The organism is Acinetobacter sp. GG23 (assembly GCF_057766365.1).
In genome coordinates this window covers 100,648-119,022 of the sequence record NZ_JBYMDJ010000002.1, presented here as the reverse complement: position 1 = coordinate 119,022, position 18,375 = coordinate 100,648, and the positions used below count along the sequence as shown (strand labels likewise).

At 41.3% G+C, this 18,375-nt stretch carries 18 protein-coding genes and 1 pseudogene; 9 read left to right on the top strand and 10 right to left on the bottom strand.

What is annotated here, in order from left to right:
• Positions 1-18 precede the first annotated feature (18 nt).
• From AC3CAU_RS03670 to AC3CAU_RS03660, 3 genes are all read right to left on the bottom strand, one after another.
• A complete protein-coding gene (locus AC3CAU_RS03670; RefSeq protein ID WP_131216863.1) occupies positions 19-786 on the bottom strand; it encodes a transporter in 768 nt (255 codons plus the stop codon).
• 13 nt (positions 787-799) lie between these two features.
• A complete protein-coding gene (locus AC3CAU_RS03665) occupies positions 800-1,342 on the bottom strand; it encodes an ankyrin repeat domain-containing protein (RefSeq protein WP_131216865.1) in 543 nt (180 codons plus the stop codon).
• Positions 1,343-1,510: 168 nt separating this feature from the next.
• Positions 1,511-1,894, bottom strand: coding sequence for an HPF/RaiA family ribosome-associated protein (locus AC3CAU_RS03660; protein ID WP_131216867.1), 384 nt, complete (start codon positions 1,892-1,894; stop codon positions 1,511-1,513).
• Between the two features lie 487 nt (positions 1,895-2,381).
• On the opposite strand from AC3CAU_RS03660, the gene AC3CAU_RS03655 reads away from it, so the two are divergent.
• The 3 genes and pseudogenes from AC3CAU_RS03655 to AC3CAU_RS03645 form a co-directional block, all read left to right on the top strand.
• Positions 2,382-3,110, top strand: coding sequence for an outer membrane protein OmpK (locus tag AC3CAU_RS03655; protein ID WP_131216869.1), 729 nt, complete (start codon positions 2,382-2,384; stop codon positions 3,108-3,110).
• Between the two features lie 124 nt (positions 3,111-3,234).
• Entirely contained in the window at positions 3,235-3,738 is a 504-nt protein-coding gene (locus AC3CAU_RS03650) for a GNAT family N-acetyltransferase (protein ID WP_131216871.1), read from the top strand.
• 61 nt (positions 3,739-3,799) lie between these two features.
• Positions 3,800-4,447: pseudogene (locus AC3CAU_RS03645) on the top strand (phospholipase D family protein); the annotation flags it as partial.
• A gap of 37 nt (positions 4,448-4,484) precedes the next feature.
• On the opposite strand, the gene parE reads toward AC3CAU_RS03645, so the two are convergent.
• Together parE and AC3CAU_RS03635 are read right to left on the bottom strand one after the other, a co-directional pair.
• Positions 4,485-6,365 (bottom strand): DNA topoisomerase IV subunit B, encoded by a 1,881-nt coding sequence (gene parE, locus AC3CAU_RS03640; RefSeq protein WP_131216873.1) that lies wholly within the window; start codon positions 6,363-6,365, stop codon positions 4,485-4,487.
• Positions 6,366-6,379: 14 nt separating this feature from the next.
• Entirely contained in the window at positions 6,380-6,964 is a 585-nt protein-coding gene (locus AC3CAU_RS03635) for a YqiA/YcfP family alpha/beta fold hydrolase (protein WP_447053782.1), read from the bottom strand.
• Between the two features lie 248 nt (positions 6,965-7,212).
• On the opposite strand from AC3CAU_RS03635, the gene AC3CAU_RS03630 reads away from it, so the two are divergent.
• A complete protein-coding gene (locus tag AC3CAU_RS03630; protein ID WP_447053783.1) occupies positions 7,213-8,544 on the top strand; it encodes a PGAP1-like alpha/beta domain-containing protein in 1,332 nt (443 codons plus the stop codon).
• A gap of 48 nt (positions 8,545-8,592) precedes the next feature.
• Here the strand turns inward: AC3CAU_RS03630 and AC3CAU_RS03625 are convergent, their stop codons facing one another.
• Positions 8,593-9,117 carry a disulfide bond formation protein B gene (locus AC3CAU_RS03625; protein WP_447053784.1) on the bottom strand — a complete coding sequence of 175 codons (525 nt, stop codon included), beginning with the start codon at positions 9,115-9,117 and terminating at the stop codon, positions 8,593-8,595.
• 18 nt (positions 9,118-9,135) lie between these two features.
• Positions 9,136-10,713 (bottom strand): glutamate--cysteine ligase, encoded by a 1,578-nt coding sequence (gshA, locus tag AC3CAU_RS03620; RefSeq protein ID WP_131216880.1) that lies wholly within the window; start codon positions 10,711-10,713, stop codon positions 9,136-9,138.
• A 224-nt stretch (positions 10,714-10,937) separates the two neighbouring features.
• On the opposite strand from gshA, the gene AC3CAU_RS03615 reads away from it, so the two are divergent.
• The 3 genes from AC3CAU_RS03615 to AC3CAU_RS03605 are packed head-to-tail and all read left to right on the top strand — an operon-like array spanning position 10,938 to position 13,420.
• A complete protein-coding gene (locus AC3CAU_RS03615) occupies positions 10,938-11,477 on the top strand; it encodes a DUF924 family protein (protein WP_131216882.1) in 540 nt (179 codons plus the stop codon).
• 51 nt (positions 11,478-11,528) lie between these two features.
• Positions 11,529-12,083 carry a CC0125/CC1285 family lipoprotein gene (locus tag AC3CAU_RS03610; RefSeq protein ID WP_131216884.1) on the top strand — a complete coding sequence of 185 codons (555 nt, stop codon included), beginning with the start codon at positions 11,529-11,531 and terminating at the stop codon, positions 12,081-12,083.
• Between the two features lie 29 nt (positions 12,084-12,112).
• Positions 12,113-13,420 carry a DUF445 domain-containing protein gene (locus tag AC3CAU_RS03605; protein WP_131216886.1) on the top strand — a complete coding sequence of 436 codons (1,308 nt, stop codon included), beginning with the start codon at positions 12,113-12,115 and terminating at the stop codon, positions 13,418-13,420.
• Between the two features lie 152 nt (positions 13,421-13,572).
• On the opposite strand, the gene AC3CAU_RS03600 is transcribed toward AC3CAU_RS03605, so the two are convergent.
• Entirely contained in the window at positions 13,573-13,857 is a 285-nt protein-coding gene (locus AC3CAU_RS03600) for a DUF2798 domain-containing protein (protein ID WP_131216984.1), read from the bottom strand.
• Positions 13,858-14,054: 197 nt separating this feature from the next.
• Between AC3CAU_RS03600 and argS the strand changes: the two genes are divergently transcribed.
• Both argS and AC3CAU_RS03590 read left to right on the top strand, forming a co-directional pair.
• Positions 14,055-15,845, top strand: a complete 1,791-nt coding sequence (gene argS, locus AC3CAU_RS03595) for an arginine--tRNA ligase (protein WP_131216888.1) — start codon at positions 14,055-14,057, stop codon at positions 15,843-15,845.
• A gap of 22 nt (positions 15,846-15,867) precedes the next feature.
• A complete protein-coding gene (locus AC3CAU_RS03590; RefSeq protein WP_447053785.1) occupies positions 15,868-16,479 on the top strand; it encodes an SPOR domain-containing protein in 612 nt (203 codons plus the stop codon).
• A 168-nt stretch (positions 16,480-16,647) separates the two neighbouring features.
• Here the strand turns inward: AC3CAU_RS03590 and asd are convergent, their stop codons facing one another.
• A complete protein-coding gene (asd, locus tag AC3CAU_RS03585) occupies positions 16,648-17,499 on the bottom strand; it encodes an archaetidylserine decarboxylase (protein ID WP_447053786.1) in 852 nt (283 codons plus the stop codon).
• Positions 17,496-18,344 (bottom strand): sulfurtransferase, encoded by an 849-nt coding sequence (locus AC3CAU_RS03580; protein ID WP_447054347.1) that lies wholly within the window; start codon positions 18,342-18,344, stop codon positions 17,496-17,498. Before AC3CAU_RS03580 ends, asd begins: the two co-directional genes overlap by 4 nt.
• Between the last annotated feature and the right edge of the window lie 31 nt (positions 18,345-18,375).

Sequence of the window (18,375 nt, the reverse complement as noted above, 5' to 3'; positions counted from 1 at the left end):
ATAAATTTATATTTTTAATTAAAAGAGGAAAGAAACACCCAAACCTGACTGGTAGCTTTTATCTCTGCCATTCAAGTCAACACCCACACTAGCATCCATTTGTACGCGGTTATTCAGTGCATAAATAACACCAGAACCCAGTGAATATTCATAATGTTCACTTTCAGCCTTGCGGTACACGAATTCAGAAAAACCTGACCATTTATCCGCAATTTTATATTCAATGGTTGGGACGGCAGTCACAGCCCAATTACTGTTTTGGGCTTCATAACGCATGGTGATTGAAGTGGTAATCAGATCAGTCGCTGCATACGCTACCGCAGAACTCAGGCTGTAAATATCATCATGATGACTAAAGCCATCATTTCCGGTCGCTAAAATGGCTTCTGCCAAAATAGCCATAGAAAGCTTGTCATCATCCAGATCAATGGCTTTTTTAAGTCCAATGCTGACATCGCCCAAACCATCCTCTTCAACTGACTGACCGGTACGTTTTACTTTGCTCCAAGCTGGACCTTGCCATCCCAATTGTAACTCTAGGTCTTTGGCCAAACCGGTACGCAATAACATATCTGCGTTTAAAGTGACAGTTTTTTGTTGTTCGCCCTCTACCGTGGTTTGGTTATAGCTGACATTCGGTAAACCTTGTTCCCATGCCAGTTGACCGACTGGAGTAATACCGGTACCGAAACCTGTCCCCGGACGGTCAAAGGAAAATTCAGCAGCCATAGTATTCATACTGAAACCTGCCGCAACAATCAAAGCTACTATTTTTACTGCTGACATTTTTATCTCGCTATTATGTTAATTCTTTGGTCATTTTAGCACCGTGACTACGGAGCAACTCCAAGGTTTGTTTTTCTTCTGCCAAAGCTTCTGACCAGTTAATTTCATCAAAATCACAATCAAAGAATAAATCACTGATTGAAGATAAAATGGTGAGCCCTTCTTCATCCTTGCTATTTGGATCTACTTTTTCATCGAGTAAGCGTTTTACTGCAGGCACACAGGCAGCACTGGCCGCATCCCATAATGGACCATACAGTTCTTCAGCATCCCATAAATGTATATTGGCTTTGGCCTGAATAAGCGCTTCTAAAATTTCAATATGTATCGCCAAATTTTGTTGTTTTTCTTGTTCAGATAAGGGTGAACCTGCTTCATGGGCTTCACAAATCTGCTCCCACCATTTGAACAAACCATCTGACCAGACAGAAATTACCGGACCTTTTTCAGGATCAATAAAATTAGGGTCAAGACCTTCTGCCAAAAGGCGTTGTACTTGAGCAAGATCGAGTTCTTCAATTGCTTGTACAAAGACTTGTTGTTGCGCTGTTAACATGGAGAAAGTTCTCTTCAATCAGTTTTAAACCATTATGCCCAATAAACGCTGATTTGTTTTAGATAAATGTATAACAAGCATATTTATTATTCATTTAGCTTTCCTAACATGGACACGTAAAAAAAGCTCCGAAGAGCTTTTTTCCTATCTAATGAAGCATGTTGCTAGTTAATCTTTTAAATCCTCTGCATCCTCAGTATCAGCATCGTTAACTTCAGCGAATGCCGGCACTGCTGCACGAGGGTTTTCTTTCTTCTCGAACAGATGCTCTAAACTGCGTTTCAAACGATCAATGGCACCATGGATAGCAGTATCAATATTATGACCGCGATGGTTGACCACTACAGGTTTCAACCCTGCTGGACGCGCTTCAATCATGCAGTTAATATCATCGGCACCGCCTTTGGCTGCATTTTCGTCGCTAAAATGAACTGAAAAGTGAGTAATACGTTCACTATGACGTTGGAATTCTGCATTCAGTTCTGCACGAACATAAGTAATTAAACGTTCACTATTTTGAATGTTTTTATCTGTACGGATTTCAATGTTCATATAATTTCATCCTCTTTTATTCACATCTTTTTGTGCAAAACTTCTTATCTTGGCACGTTTAAACTTGCTGTAAAAACAGCGCGAAACATCTTCAAATTAGTTTGGAACGAATTCCTCCACATTGAACGATGAACACTTTTGAGTCTGCAGAATCGTGTCCTTATGCTTCGAATATAAGGGGCTATGCGAAGCAGATGCAAGTAGTATTTTGATATTTTTAAATAACCACATAGAAATTAGGTGATTTAAATTTATTTGCCAAGTTATTTGATAAATCTCATATTATTGGTTATCGCCGAGAACTACAGTATAAAATCGTTTGATGTTTTTTATCCGCCTGTATTTTTAAGTATCAAAGCTGTAGTTTAATTTTGAGTCACAAGGCATTTTAGAGAATTAGATTATTTTGAATTATTGATCAATTTTGGCTTTATTTTTGCTAGAGAATCTGTATGCTTTGTTTGCTTCTCGGGGGAGATATTTTTTAATGAAACTTACACAAATTTTTGCTACATGTACCTTGGCTTCAACTGCTGCACTTACTCAAGCTGCGCCAATCTGGCAAGACTTCAGCGTGACTGGTCTTTATGGTGAAAACTATGAAGTTGTAGATGATCAGCAAACCACTATGACTGTTGAATATGCAGCTAAAGTAAAGTATGCAGATGTATTCTTTTTTGCTGACCGCCTGCGCGGTGGTGATGATCATAAGTCAACTTATTTTGAATTATCACCTCGTTTAAGCTTGGGTGAAGTAACGGGTCAAAAACTTGCTTTTGGTCCAGTAAAAGACGTGTTAGTTTCTACAACTTGGGAAGCAAACAACGATGATTTCAGCAGCTTTGATAACTTCTTATACGGTGTAGGCTTCGATCTAGATATTCCATATTTCCAATATGCGAGTGTAAATTTCTATCGTGCCAATAATGAACTTCAAAAAGATGACTATCAAATGACACTCACTTATGGTGTGCCATTTAAGTTAGGCTCTGAAGACTTCCTGGTTGACGGTTTCCTCGACTGGTCCACAGCAGAAAAAGATGACCATGCAAGTGAACTCAACTGGACCACTCAGTGGAAATGGAATGCAGGTAAACACATTTCTCCAGACACTCGCTTATACCTCGGTATCGAACATTCAGTTTGGAACAATAAATTTGGTATTAAAGACCAAAATGAAAATAACGTAAGCGCATTGGTTAAATACCACTTCTAAGCACAACGTTTTTTTAGATCTTAGATGAGCGTTTAAAAAGCAGGGCTTCGGTCTTGCTTTTTTATTGCCCTAAAATGGAATTATTTCTAAAATAAAACCTCTATTTATTCATTCGGCATATGTAATGGACTTTCAAGTACGTCCCGCTCAAACACAAGATCTAGAACAGATACTGAATATTTATAATGCTGAAATTTTAAATGGAACTGCAACCTGGAATGACAAGGAAAAATCTTTAGATGATTTTCATCACTGGTTTAAAAATCTCGCCGCTCAACAGTTTCCTTTATTGGTTGCTGAAGATTTAGAGACTAAACAGATTGCAGGCTACGCTGATTATTCTTCATTTCGTCAAATTCACGGCTTTAAACATACTGTTGAACATTCTGTGTTTATTCATCCTGACTTTATCAGACAAGGTTTAGGTAAAGCTTTAATGCTGAAACTGATTGACCATGCAAAACAGCATCATATTCATGTCATGGTCGCGGCGATTGATCATGAAAATAAAGCTTCTGTTGTTTTACACGAGAAATTAGGATTTAAGCACACAGGCTATATGCCTGAAGTAGGACAAAAATTTGGACAATGGCGCGATTTAGTGTTGATGCAGCTGATACTCGATTAAGTATTAAACTATTCAATCTTCTGAAAATAATGCTTTAAGTTTGTTTATTTACTGCTAAACAAATGCAAAAGAGCGACTCATCTTAATCAGTCCTTATCTGCGTTTAAACGACCGTATTAAAGAACTTTTAGAAGACAAAAACCGTTTAAAAATTGATATCCGGATTGTTTATGGAAAAAGTGATTTACATCCTGATGAAATCAAATGGATGCAAAAACTTGATTATGTACGCCTCAGCTTTTGTAAAAACCTGCATGCAAAATGTTATATGAATGAATCGGAATGCATTATTTCAAGTTTAAATCTCTACGAATTTAGTCAAGTGAATAATAATGAAATGGGTATTTTAATTCGTAAATATGAAGATGATGAAGTATTTAAAGATGCTTATGAAGAATCTCAGCGCATTATTCGCATCAGTGATGAACTTCGAATCTCATTAGATGAAGTAAAAACAGGACAAGCTCAGGTTGAAGAGAAAAACGATGAGGACACTGATCATTTAACTAAATTAACTTCATCAAAATTAGCGGCAAAACATAAATTAAAAACTGCTGATTTATTAGATAAGTTTATTGAAAAAGGATTTTTAACCCTCAATGAAAATGGCAAACATTTACTCACAGAACAAGGCAAAGCCATGGGCGGAGAATTTAGGACAAGCCAATACGGTGGTTATTTTCTGTGGTTAGAAAGTGTGGAAATCTAATAAAAAAGCCCTTTTTGGGGGCTTTTTTTATAAATGCTTAAACCACTAAATCTGCCAGGTTACCTTTTTGTTCGAGCCATTCTTTACGATCACCGGCACGCTTCTTGGCAAGCAACTTATCGAGTAATCCTGCAGTAAATTGCATGTCATCTAAATCGAGCTGTACCAGACGGCGCGTATCCGGGTCTAAAGTCGTTTCACGGAGTTGGCTGGCATTCATTTCCCCCAACCCCTTGAATCGGGTAATTTGCGGCGTTTTGGTTTTGGTTTTCTTCAGAATTGATTCCAATTCGTCTTCATCCAGTGCGTAATGGACATCCTTGCCATCATCAATCCGGAACAAAGGCGGCATGGCAACATACAAATGCCCCTCTTCAACCAAGGTGGGGAAATGTTTTACAAACAATGCGCATAATAGCGTCGCGATATGTAAACCATCTGAATCGGCATCAGCAAGGATACACACTTTGCCATAACGTAATTCTGAAAGGTCATCACTGCCAGGATCTACACCAATCGCAATGGCAATATTATGTACTTCCTGAGAAGCTAGAACTTCATCAGATGCCACTTCCCAGGTATTCAAAATTTTCCCGCGAATCGGCATGATTGCTTGAAAATTTTTATCCCGCGCTTGTTTGGCAGAACCCCCGGCAGAATCTCCTTCCACAATAAACAGTTCAGATTCATCCAGCGTATGACCGACACAATCGGACAGTTTCCCCGGCAAAGTTGGCCCTGCCACAATTTTTTTACGTTCAACTTTTTTAGCCGCTTTTAAACGACGACCAGCTTTGGCGATCATCATTTCAGCAAGCTGCATTGCCGTATCAGAGTTTTGATTCAACCACAGTGCAAAAGCATCTTTGGCGATATTCAGTACAATGCTTGATGCTTCACGGCTTGAAAGACGTTCCTTGGTTTGACCGGAAAATTGTGGTTCCTGAAACTTTAAAGACAGAATGTAATTCACACCATCCCAAACGTCTTCCGCAGACAGCTTTAAATTACGCGGCAATAAATTACGCAGTTCACAGAACTCGCGCATGGCATCCGTGACACCTGAACGAAGACCGTTCACATGGGTACCCCCTTGTGCAGTGGGAATCAGGTTAACGTAACTTTCCTGAACCTGTTCACCGCCTTCAGTATTCCAGCAAATTGCAAATTCTGCACTGGCACGTTCTGCTTCTCCAGTCGCCACAAAAGCAGGACATGGAATAATCTCGCGATCTTGCAATTCATCCATCAAATAGTCGACCAGACCATTTTCAAATTGCCATTCAATTTTTTCGTTATTAATTTGGTCGACATACACAATTTGTAAGCCGGCCGCTAAAACGGCTTTGGCTTTTAAATTATGTTTTAACGCTTTTAAGGCAAATTTGGGTGAATCAAAATATTTTGTATCTGGCCAGAAATGAACCCTGGTGCCTGAAGCACGCTTGGGTGCTTTACCTTGAAACACTTCCAGCTGTGAAACCGGTTCACCATGCTCAAATGCCATTTTATAGACATTGCCTTGGCGCTGAACTTCAACTTCAATCCGATTTGACAAGGCATTTACTACCGAAATACCCACACCATGCAAACCACCTGAAAACTGGTAATTGTCGGTGCTAAATTTACCGCCAGCATGCAGCTTGGTTAGGATAATTTCAATCCCGCTTTGGCCATATTCAGGGTGAATATCGACAGGCATCCCCCGGCCGTTATCTTCGACAGACAAAGATCCATCTTTATACACCGTCACGGTAATTTTATTGGCATGCCCTGCAAGTGCCTCATCCACAGCGTTATCAATGACTTCTTGTGCCAAATGGTTTGGACGAGTGGTATCGGTATACATTCCCGGACGACGACGAACCGGATCTAAACCAGATAAAACTTCAAGTGATTGAGCCGTATATTGAGACACGTTGTACTGTTTCCTTATTTTATACAATCCGATAAAAACTGTAATGCCATTGGTATTTTGTCTGCGAAATTGTCCATCGCATGCTTGCCATTCGTTTCTGTGATGATCATAGACTGATGTGAAGCGTTGCTATAATAGCGCTGTGCTTCACGATAATCCAAAACTTCATCGCCTTGTTGCAGTAACACCAAAATTTTGGCTGCATCTTGCACAAATGGAACCGCCATCTGCCGCAGTTGATCAAGTTGTGTATGATCCAAAGTCCATTGGGCATTCACCTTATAGGGAATCTGCTCGCTGCCAAACAAATTATGAAACAGTTGCCATGGTCGCATGGCAGGATTAATTAAAACAGCCGGCACCCCATGTTTTGCGACCAGTTGTGTCGCATAAAAGCCTCCAAGACTGCTTCCAATGAGGACCACTTGATCTAAAGTTGCAATCATATCCGAAACATAAGCTAAAGCCTGTTTGGGTGGCATATTTAAATCAGGTAAATAGACCACAAAATTGTTCTGCTGCTGGCAAAATGCTTTAATCTGTTGCCCTTTTATGGACAAGCTACTACTTTGAAATCCATGTAAATAAATAATGTTCATCGTTTTTTATTTCATATTAATTTAAATGAATCTGATTTATTCTAAAATGAGAACGACTTTAACAATTCGTTTTAATTTGCATTTTACAGGAATTGTCAGACAAAAAAATTACAACTAAAACACAATTCTCGTTATTGTAAAAGCTGTTCGAGATGAACCCTAGAAGATTAAAATCTAAGAATTTATACCCGGATCTCAAGAAAAAATAAAGTGCCTGTGGAACATGATTGGAAAAAGGATAGGATAAAATGCCAAGTTTAACACCATTGCATGAAACCTATTGTAGATGGGATCGTACTCCACCCAGCCAAGCCGATGTATTAGAAGGTCTGGCTCAACTGGTCACGACCCGCTTAGGGGATGTGGTACAAGATCTGATTCAGGTGATTCAACGCGAAATCATGATCAGTCTATTTGGCATGAGTGAACAACGCTCGAAAAAATTACAGCGAATCCCTTACATTGAAAAACTGTACCAGTTCTCCTACGATACTTTGCTTAATTCCGGACTTTATGTATTTGCACCAAGTTTACGCCAGATTATTGAAAAATATCCAAAATTACATGATAAACCGCTTACACCCTCACTACACTTTTTAATCGGTGTCTTAAATGGGGTACTGGGGGATTATTTACTCAAATATCAAAACCCGCTTGCCCTGCCGATGGTGTTATACGATCACTACGGTGAACTGCAAAAAGGTGATCTATCCGGTCGGGTGGTAATTTTTGTGCATGGCTTATGCTTAAACCATTTAGATTGGTCAACGCATCAATATGGCGGTATTGGAGAGAAGTTATTGGCACAGCGTGGCAATAAAACCATGCTCTACCTGAACTACAATACCGGACGACGTATCTCTGCCAATGGACGTAGCCTTGCCAATACTTTAGAAGATTTGATTCATCGTAACCCATTGATTACCAGTATTGATTTAATCGGTCACAGTATGGGCGGCCTGGTCTTACGTAGCGCCTTGTTTTATGGCAAACAGAACATGTATCCATGGATACACCTGACAGAAAATCTGGTCTGTTTAGGGTCACCGCATCATGGTGCGGTTTTAGAACGTTTTGGTTTTATCATGCAGGATAAACTGGGACACTTCCCCTTTGTAAAAATTATTCGACATATCGTCAATATTCGCAGTAACGGCATTTTAGATTTACGTTATGGCAGCGTACGTGATGATGACTGGGAACATAATCATGCCCGGATTGGGGGGATGGATGACAATCGTAAACCTGCTCCCTTGCCTTCCCATATCAATACTTTTTTCGTTGCTGCCTCCATTGCCTATGAGAGTAGAAAAAATCGCCCTTTAAATGTATTGGGTGATTATCTGGTCAGTATTAAAAGTGCTTTAGGCGAACATCCTAATCCACGGTTTCAATTGAAAGTGCCTGAATCGCATAAAGCTATTTTCTATGGCTTAAATCATTTTGAACTGCACTATCATGCCAGTGTGGCTGAACAAATTGCGAAATGGTTTTATCCGCCACAAGATGAACCAGTGAAAGAACAGGTGCATGAATACAGGCTGCAATTAGAAGATTTATCGGGTATTGCGCTGACTTAAACGAATAAGAAAAAAGCCAACTTAAAGTTGGCTTTTTTATGAGATTTTTTATTTCTTCTTGATAGGTTTATGCGTTACAAATGGATAGCTACGCAACAATTGCCACAGACTGAGTAAAACCGACATCGCAAAGAATAACAGCGACCATACCGGCAAGGATTGCCCTAGGAAAGTCCAATCTACTTTGGCACATTCGCCTGAACCTGTCAGTACTTGTTCAAACACCGACTTTAAAGGCAAAGTTTCTACCCAGTAATCCAAGCCTGGACCACAGCTGGGAACTTGATCGGGTGGCAAATTTTGTAGCCAGACATGACGCGCTGCCACACCTGCCGACCAGAGAATACTGATTGAACCCAATAAGGCATAAATACGTTTAACCACATTTGAGTTCGGGTTATGTAAAAAAGCGACCAGAGAAACAACCCCCAAGCCAATCAGGCCAATGCGTTGAAACACACATAATGGACAAGGTTCAAGCCCTTGTACGTGTTCCAGATATAACGCAAACGCCATTCCAATGACGCTGGCCAAAAACAAAAAACCACTCACGAAGCGATAACTCCATTGCATGGTGAATCCTCTTAATTTTTATCGATAATCGGCAAGATATTGCTCAAAGCTGAGACTGCTATCTTGTTCGAGTTGCTGTTGTTGTTGCAAAGATTGCTCAGCCAGCCCCTCAAAATAAGACATTGTATCCGGGCTTAATTGATGCTGCGCATAGGTCGTTGCATGTTGTTGTGCCATAAAACTACCAAAGTTCCATGTGCCACCATTTTCTAAAGTATCGGCAATCACTTGTGCAGACAGAGTTTCATCCACTTCATCAATGCGTTTAAGCATGATCGCCAATGCAGCTGAATACAGATTGGTACTATAAGTCGCATCCAGCAAATCAGCCAAAGGTTGCATTGCTGTAAGCTGAGTACGTGACCAGTCTTCAATGGCATGTTCACCTGCTGCATCAATAATCAATGCATTTGGCGCACGACCACGATTCACCACCTCAGTCTGATTACGCTCAATCTGTTCTTGTTCTTGATCCAGTAAATCCGGACTATCTTGCAATAAACAATACAATGCCAACACTTCCAGGAATGCCGCTGTGTTTTCATCGATCCCGATCGGACTATAGGGATTGACATCTACGGCACGCAGTTCGACATAGCCCACCCCACGCTTCTCAAGCGCTTCAGAGGGGGTTTCCCTAGCTTGAGGCACCTGTTTCGGACGGACTAAACTGTAGTATTCATTTTCAATTTGCAGCACATGGTCATTGATTTGAATCGGCTCGCCCTGTTCATCATTTAGACCCAAACGGCTAAACGGCGCATAAGGCGTTTTTACCGCTTTTTGCAATCCCTCTAAATAACCGGACAGGTTATTGTAGTGAATGCCCAATTCTTTCTGGGCAGAATTCTGATAACCAAAATTACCCATGCGCAGTGCTGTCGCATATGGCAGGAACAAGGTTCCTTTTAATAAAGGTAATAAGTGATGTTCACGTCCAGTCATAAAGCACTGGCACACTGAGGGACTGGCCCCAACCAGGAACATTACCAAGGGGGTCAAACGAATAAAGTTACGAATTAAACCAAAGTAACGATGACTGCGATAATCCTGCAAAGTTAAACTTTTTAGTGTGTCGTCAGTTTCTTGTTGTTGCAGCGCTTCAAACACTTGGTCAGGGAATGATAAATTATAATGCACCCCTGAAATGGTCTGCATGCGACGACCATAACGCACGCCTAAGCCATGACGATATAACGTCTTAAAACGGCCCGCATTGGAGGTGCCATATTGTGCTAAACGAATATTGTTTTCCTCATCATCGAGCATACATGGCATCGACAATGGCCACAGTTTTTCACCATTTTCTAAATAGCGATGGGCAATCGCATGAATATCTTCTAAATAATGCAATGCTTTTTTAATGCTGTCTTGTGGCGGAGTAATAAACTCCATCAAAGCTTCTGAATAATCTGTGGTGATATGCGGATGTGTTAAAGCCGACCCGAGTGCTTTTGGATGCGATGCTTGCGACAAAAAACCATTGCTTTGCATACGCAGGCTTTCGCGCTCAATACCGCGCAACATGCCTTTAAACAGCGAAGAATCCACCCAAGCTGGTAATACAACTTGAGAGGTCGATTCGGGTTGACTCATTACAATCTCGCTTATCGGAAGATAACTACTAAATAGAACTACTAAAATAAAATCATCAGTTTATAGCAGTATAACGTGATTTTGGACTGTCACATTAAACCGAGTATAGTTTTCAAGCAAATGTCGATTTTATTTCTGGCAAATTTTTATCACAAAGTTACTCTATAAGACACCTACAATTTGTGATTGTATTGAATAATAAGTGCTAAGGAATTGTAAATATTATGAATTATCAGGATATTCTGGACTTTTGGTTTAACCCCGAAACACAGCCTTTATGGTTTGTAAAAAGTGATGATTTTGATGGATTAATTAATCAAAAGTTTCGTGATATTCACCAGCAAGCAGCACAAGCCGAGCTTTGGTCGTGGCGAAAAACTGCCGAAGGCCGCCTGGCTGAAATTATTGTACTGGACCAATTTTCACGAAATTTGTTCCGGGATCAAGCGCAAGCCTTTGCCCAAGATGCTTTGGCACTGACCCTTGCCCAAGAAGCAATTAGCCTGGATTTGGATAAACAATTAAGTCCAGAACAACGTGCGTTTTTATATATGCCGTTTATGCACAGTGAATCGAAATTCATCCATGAATTCGCGTTAAAATTATTTCAACGACTGGGTAATCCCATGAATCTGGATTACGAGAAAATGCATAAAGCAATTATTGACCGTTTCAGGCGCTATCCGCACCGTAATCAAATTTTAGCGCGTACCTCGACTGCAGAAGAGCTCGAATTTTTAACCCAACCCAACAGCAGTTTCTAAACATTTATTGTGTCTCCTCCCTCGCACAGTAAATTGGTATGGAGGTTTAACATGAAAAATAGCATTATGGGCCTCAGCATAGTGGCGGCAATTGCCCTCTCTGGCTGTGCAACCACACCTTCCAAACCGCTGACTTTTGACCAATTAGGTCAATTCAGTAATATCCCTTTAAATTCACAGTCCTATCGCATCAGTTTCCAGGCACGTCCCAACATGAGTTTTGGGACAGCCGAGGAAATCACCTTGGTCAAAGCAGCTCAAACCACCCTACAAAACGGATTTCGCTATTTTAAAGTCCTGAATGATCCAAGTAATCGTAGCCAAGCCCCACGACAAGCTGTGGTCTACTCCACCCCAATGTACTATCCATACGGCTATTACAGCCGTTATCCTGGTTTCTGGCCTGATCCATTTTATGATATGCCGCGCGTAGTGAATATTGACCCAGTAGAGGTTTCCTATACTATTGAATGTTATAAAGATCAGAAAAAAGCACCAAATGATGCCTTCGATGCCTATTTAATTTTACAATCGTTAGGGCAAAAATACGGACTTAGCCCGACTGGACAAGTTTTACAGCCTCCAGTCGTGACACCAAAAAAATAACCGATCTCCCCTATTAACAGGAATATTGCATGACTCCAGCGGAAGTAACTCCTCCACCTAGTTTGCAACGCAGTAAACGCTTTGCCACCATTGCTCTAATCTTGGCGATTCTGACTTGGTTAGTGTTGATGGTGGTGGCCAAACTACTTCCTGAATATGTCTGGCTGATTCATATTTTCATGCTGGCTGCCGAAGCAGGTGTGGTGGGCGGTTTAGCCGACTGGTACGCCATTACCGTGCTGTTCCGTAACCCGTTTGGGAAAATGCCGATTCCCAAATTCATGCGTGATCACACCGAAATCATTCCGCGCAATAAAGCCCGTATTGCAGAATCAATGGGACGTTTTGTACAGGAAAATTTTTTATCGCCGCAGGTGGTGAAGCGAAGCCTGCACAATACCGATCTTAGTCTGGCCATTGGACAATGGTTAGCCAAACCTGAAAATAACGCTCAAGTCACCCAAGTCATTCAGCAAACTGTACCGAAAATTTTTGAATTCGTGGGACAGGAACAAATTGGACGTTTTATTCAAAATAATAGCGTGCAATGGGTGCGCAATACCCAAATCAATACCTTGGCCAGTGAAATGCTGCGCGCGGTTTTGGAAAATGATTTTCATCAAGATGTCTTACAACGCGGACTCGATCTTGCGCATGAATGGGTAATGTCACATCCGGAAGAAACCCGTCAACTGACACGTACCTTATTCAAAGAGTTAGGGGTATGGAAACTGGCGAAAGGTGCAAGCTGGATTGGAATTGATGTACAGCAACGTACCATCGACTCACTGGTTGAACGAGTAGAATCGATGCTTGCCGACCCGGAACATCCGTGGCGTCAAAAAATTGAAGAAATGGGTCATCAATTGATGCTGGAACTGGCAGATGATGAAAGTAGTGCCAGTCATCGTTTAAACAGCACCAAAGATGCCTTGCTGGACAGCCCGCAAGTGCTGAATTTTATTAGTGGGGCTGTGGTCATTCTTTGTGATGCCATTAAAGCTGACTTATTAAAAGACGATTCAGGTATTGCTCAAAACCTGCGTGTCGCTATTCAGCAAGTGGGGGAAAATATCATTTCCAACCCGGCAGTACGTGAATTACTCAATGACCGGATGAGTGGAATTGCAGTTAATTTGAGTGACCAGTACAGTGAAAAAGTGATTCGGTTTATAAGCGAACGCATTCATGAATGGGATTCGCGGGAAATGATCGACAAAATTGAAAATGAAGTCGGTGGCGACTTGCACATGATCCGCGTCAATGGTGTGGTGGTGGGGGCATTTATTGGTTTGGTGCTTGGGATTATTCGCGCTTTGGTTGATGTGATGCTTTAGTTTGATTCAGGTATTTAAATTACAGCAGACTTTGCTCAATAAGCAAAATATGCTTGTTAAAATCATTCAAGTTTTTAAGGTCTCTAAACTATAAATCTTTCAAACGAAAAAAGTAGAAAGATGGGAACAGACTATAGCCTAAAAGGACAAAATTACTTCGGCCCATTCGAATCTGATAGATCAACCAGTCTGGCAGTTAATTTACGGACTAAAGGTAAAAGCATTAATACAATTGGAAAAGCAAAAGCCCAAGAAATCATCCAGTTGTGAAACCATAAATTCATAAAACCATCACTCCAACCCAGATTACGCAGCATATTAATCAAGGAAATAATGCCACTCATCAGTCCAGATAAAATAAACGGCATCACCACCGTGGCCCATTTTGCTGGAAGTTTGGGAATATTTCCGATAATCGTTGGGCGTTCAGGTCGCATATTGTCTGTTCTGTTCATTCTTTTAAGCCCTCCAATATGCCATAAATCATGCTTTTTGGGATTTTTTCCTTGTTTTATCTTCTGCCCCTTTAGGTAGACTGTCGGACAAGATTTATTCAATACAAATGGGTTCACCTAAAGACGATGAAATTTGCTATATTTGCTGTTTTTCCGCGACGTTTATTTTTCGACTGATTATGAATACGGCAATCCAAGCAGCTCTCGAACATGCAGTGCAATCTCTTCAAGCTGAAGGTGTACTCCCATCCGACTTTAATAACAGTGGCAACTTAACGCGAACCAAAGACCGAAGCCACGGTGACTTCGCCTCGAACATCGCGATGATCGGTTCTAAAGCTGCTGGCATGAAGCCTCGTGATCTCGCGGAAAAAATCCTCGCCAGTCTTCCTGAAGTTTCTGATATCAGTAAAGCAGAAATTGCTGGCCCTGGCTTTATTAATTTCTTTTTAAATGCCGACCAACGCTTTACTGTGCTTGATCAGATCCAAGCGCAAAAGGATCAATTCGGTCGTACCCAGGCCAACGCTGAAAAACGTATTCAAGTCGAATTCGTTTCTGCAAATCCAACCTCTAGCCTACACGTAGGTCATGGTCGTGGTGCAGCATATGGTATGACGGTGGCCAACTTGCTTGAAGCAACGGGTGCAAAAGTTGACCGCGAATATTATGTCAATGATGCCGGCCGTCAAATGGATATCCTGGCAACATCCACATACTTGCGTTATTTAGAATTAACCGGTCAAGAACTGGTATTCCCTAAAAATGCTTACCAAGGTGACTACGTTAAAGAAATCGCACAAAGCATTATCGACAAAGATGGGGATGCTTATGTACGCCCTGTTGCGGATGTCTATAAAGACGTGCCTGAAGATGTGCAATTTGCAGCTGAACTTGATGCAGATGGTAACAAGGTTGTGCTTTCAGGCGATAAAGAAAAACATATCGATGGTTTGATCTTCAATTCACAACAATTAATTGGTCAAGGCTACCGCGTATTTTTACAAGCGGCTTTAAAAGCCATTCTTGATGACATTAAAGATGACCTTGGCGAATTCGGTGTAACCTTCCATCAATGGTTCAGTGAAGAGTCATTGACGGATAAAATTGAAGAAGCGCTTCAAACTCTTGATCAACGCGGTTTCTTGTATGAACAAGACGGCAATATCTGGTTTAAATCGACTGAATTCGGCGATGAAAAAGACCGTGTAGTCAAACGCCGTAATGGTCAAACCACGTATTTCGCATCTGACATTGCATACCACTTAAATAAATTACAACGTGGCTATACCGATATCGTGGATATCTGGGGTTCAGACCACCACGGTTATATCGCACGTGTCAAAGCTGCGATTGATGCGATGGGTTATGACTCTAAAAAACTCACTGTGCTTTTGGTTCAGTTCGTCAGCCTATGGCGTGGCGGCGAGATGGTACAAATGTCATCTCGTTCAGGTCAGTTCGTCACTTTACGTGACTTGCGTAAAGAAGTCGGCAATGATGCAGCGCGTTTCTATTATGTAATGCGTAAATCTGAACAGCACATTGACTTTGACCTTGACCTTGCAGTGTCACAAAGCAAAGACAATGCGGTGTATTACATTCAATACGCCCACGCACGTATTTGCCGTATGTTAGAGAAAGCAGCCTCTACTCATGTGAATTTTGATGCCGTAAATGCACGTCAATTTGCAGCGAAACTGGATCTTGATGCTGAAACTGAAATTTTAGCCAAGCTTGCCGCATATCCTGAAATTGTAATTCGGGCAGCTAACAGTTACGAACCGCATCAAGTCGGTAACTATCTGAAAGAATTGGCAGCATTATTTCACGGTTGGTATAATGAGCATAAAGTACTCAACAATGATGCCGACCTTACGCAAGCCCGTTTATTACTTTCAGTAAATGTACAACAAGTCTTACGTAATGGTTTAGAATTATTAGGTGTATCTGCCCCTACCTCAATGTAATTAGAACAAAAGGAAGTCCCACGTGTTTGGAAAAACGCAACGCGGTGTATCTGAGCGACCGAACAAGCCTAAGAAGCCATTGATTCCGGCATGGCTTGGAACACTTGTCGTCATTTTAATCGTGCTGAGTTTTGCTGTAGCTCTAATGCTATGGAAACCGTGGGCACCGGTTCAGCCGAAGAATCAGATTAATTCTGAACATTACCAAGAAGATACCAACAAAGACTATCGTTTCTATGATTTATTGCCTCAGCAACAAGTCACGCCTATTCCTGATCAGGCAGTGCCTGAAACTAAAAAATCAGAAACTGTCGTGATTGTTGAAGCGCCTGAAGAAAAACCGACAGTTAACACGGAAGCTACTGAGCCAGGCCTTGAAAGCGCTGAAGCTCCGGTTGCCCATCAGCCAAGTTATATTCTTCAAGTTCGTAGCTATGCTGATCCAGATAGTGCGGATGCTCGTCGCGCTGAAATTATTTTGAATGGTTTATCTGCCGATGTGGTTAAATCGGTTGAAAATGGGCAAACTTGGTATCGGGTAATTTCCGGTCCTTACGATTCGCCTGAAGCTGCAATCCTAGCCCAGCAAACTTTACAACGCAGTGGTATTGATTCGATTGTGGTTAAACGTTAAGTTGAATTCATAAAAAAAGCGTCTCAAATGAGGCGCTTTTTTTATAGTTTAAATTCCATCTCCTGCCAGGAGATGAGGATCCTCAGAATATATTCTGAGTTCGCAACGGAAAAGGCTGTACGTAAAAGCCCCTCTACCTAAGCTCCTGCTATGAGAGGAAGAATATTATTAAACCGTATGCCCCAAAGCTTCACCCATCACTACGACTGAGTTCGCTTTAAACATCGCATCCCAAGCCATTTTATCTTGTTCAAACAAAATCACCGCGGTAGAACCCAAATAGAAACGACCCAGCTCTGCACCTTTTTCAAGGAATAGATTATGTTGATTGAGTTCCAGACGACCTGTGGGTTTCACCTTACCTGTCGCCACTGTTTCAATACCGGCAACAATCATGGCACCGACTAAAACCACAGCCATACGTCCCAGTTCAGTATCAAACAGACACACCATACGTTCATTACGTGCAAACAAACCCGGAATATTTTCCGCAGTCGTTTGATTCACCGAGAACAACTCACCGGGTACATATAAAGTTTCAGTTAAAGTTCCCGCAAAAGGCATATGCACACGGTGATAATCTTTAGGCGATAAATACACGGTTGCGAACTGGCCATTTTTAAACGGTTCAGCCAGTTGTGGATCGGCAATTAATTTTTCAACTGAAAAGCTTTGACCCTTGGCCTGAAAAATATCGCCATCTTTGATTTTGCCCAATTGTGAAATTGCACCATCCGCAGGTGAAACGATACTGTTGGGATGATCGTCAATCGCGCGGACTCCGTCTTTCAATGAACGAGTAAAAAATTCATTGAAAGACTTATATTTCAATGCATCACTTTGTTCAGCAATTGACATATCAATACCATATTGGGCTTTAAAAGCCTGAATCACGGTATTTTTGACAATCGGGTTTTCACTGGCCGCGAGTTTCCCCACCACACGTGATAACTGGTGTTGTGGCACAACACGTTGGGCTTGAATAAAAATTTGTTTTTTTAATCGTGATGCGAAACTCAAGACGGTAACTCCCCGGTAATAATCGGACTGTCGAGGCGGTTGCCCCATTCACTCCACGCACCATCATAAGCCTGAATATTCCAATTGAGTAATCGACCCAAAATATAAGCTAAACCCGAACGGTGATGTGACTGACAATATACCACCACAGGTTCATTTAAATTGAATCCCAATTGTTCTAAGCATTGTTGGGTACGTTCTAAAGGATGTAATTTTAAATGATTTTCACGGTTAAGGGCAGTACTCCATTCAAAATGTCGGGCATTTGGAATGTGACCGCCGCGTCGCGCTGCAAGCCGAAGTCCGGTGTATTCATCTTCAGTACGGCAATCCCACACTTGGATGTTATTGTTTTTTACTTTTTCTAAAAGTTCTGCGTATTGAATACGGTACAGATCAATTTGAGCCTGGTTAATTTCAACCAAATGTGCAACAGGCGCTAATTTTTCGACCTCTGAAGAAGTTGGAAAACCTGCAGCCAACCATGCATGAATACCGCCATTCAGCAAACTGGTATTTTCAAAGCCGAGACAATGCAAATTCCAGATCAAGCGTCCTGCCCATGCCCCGCCTTCATCATCATAGGCAACAACGTGATGCTCTGGAGAAATATTCAAATATTCAATCAGTGCTTGTAAGCCTTCAATATCGGGAAGTAAACCCGAGGCTTGCTCTTCTTGGCGAAGCAGCTGTTTAGGCTTGACATGAATCGCATGCGGGATATGCAGCTGATCATAAACAGAACTACGGCTTAAATCGACAATACGTAATTTCTCATTACCCAAATGTGGCAAGAGGTCTTCTGCTTCAATGAGCAGACCAAAATTAAATACAGAAACAGTCATACTTTTTCGAGTTTTATTCAGATCAACATTC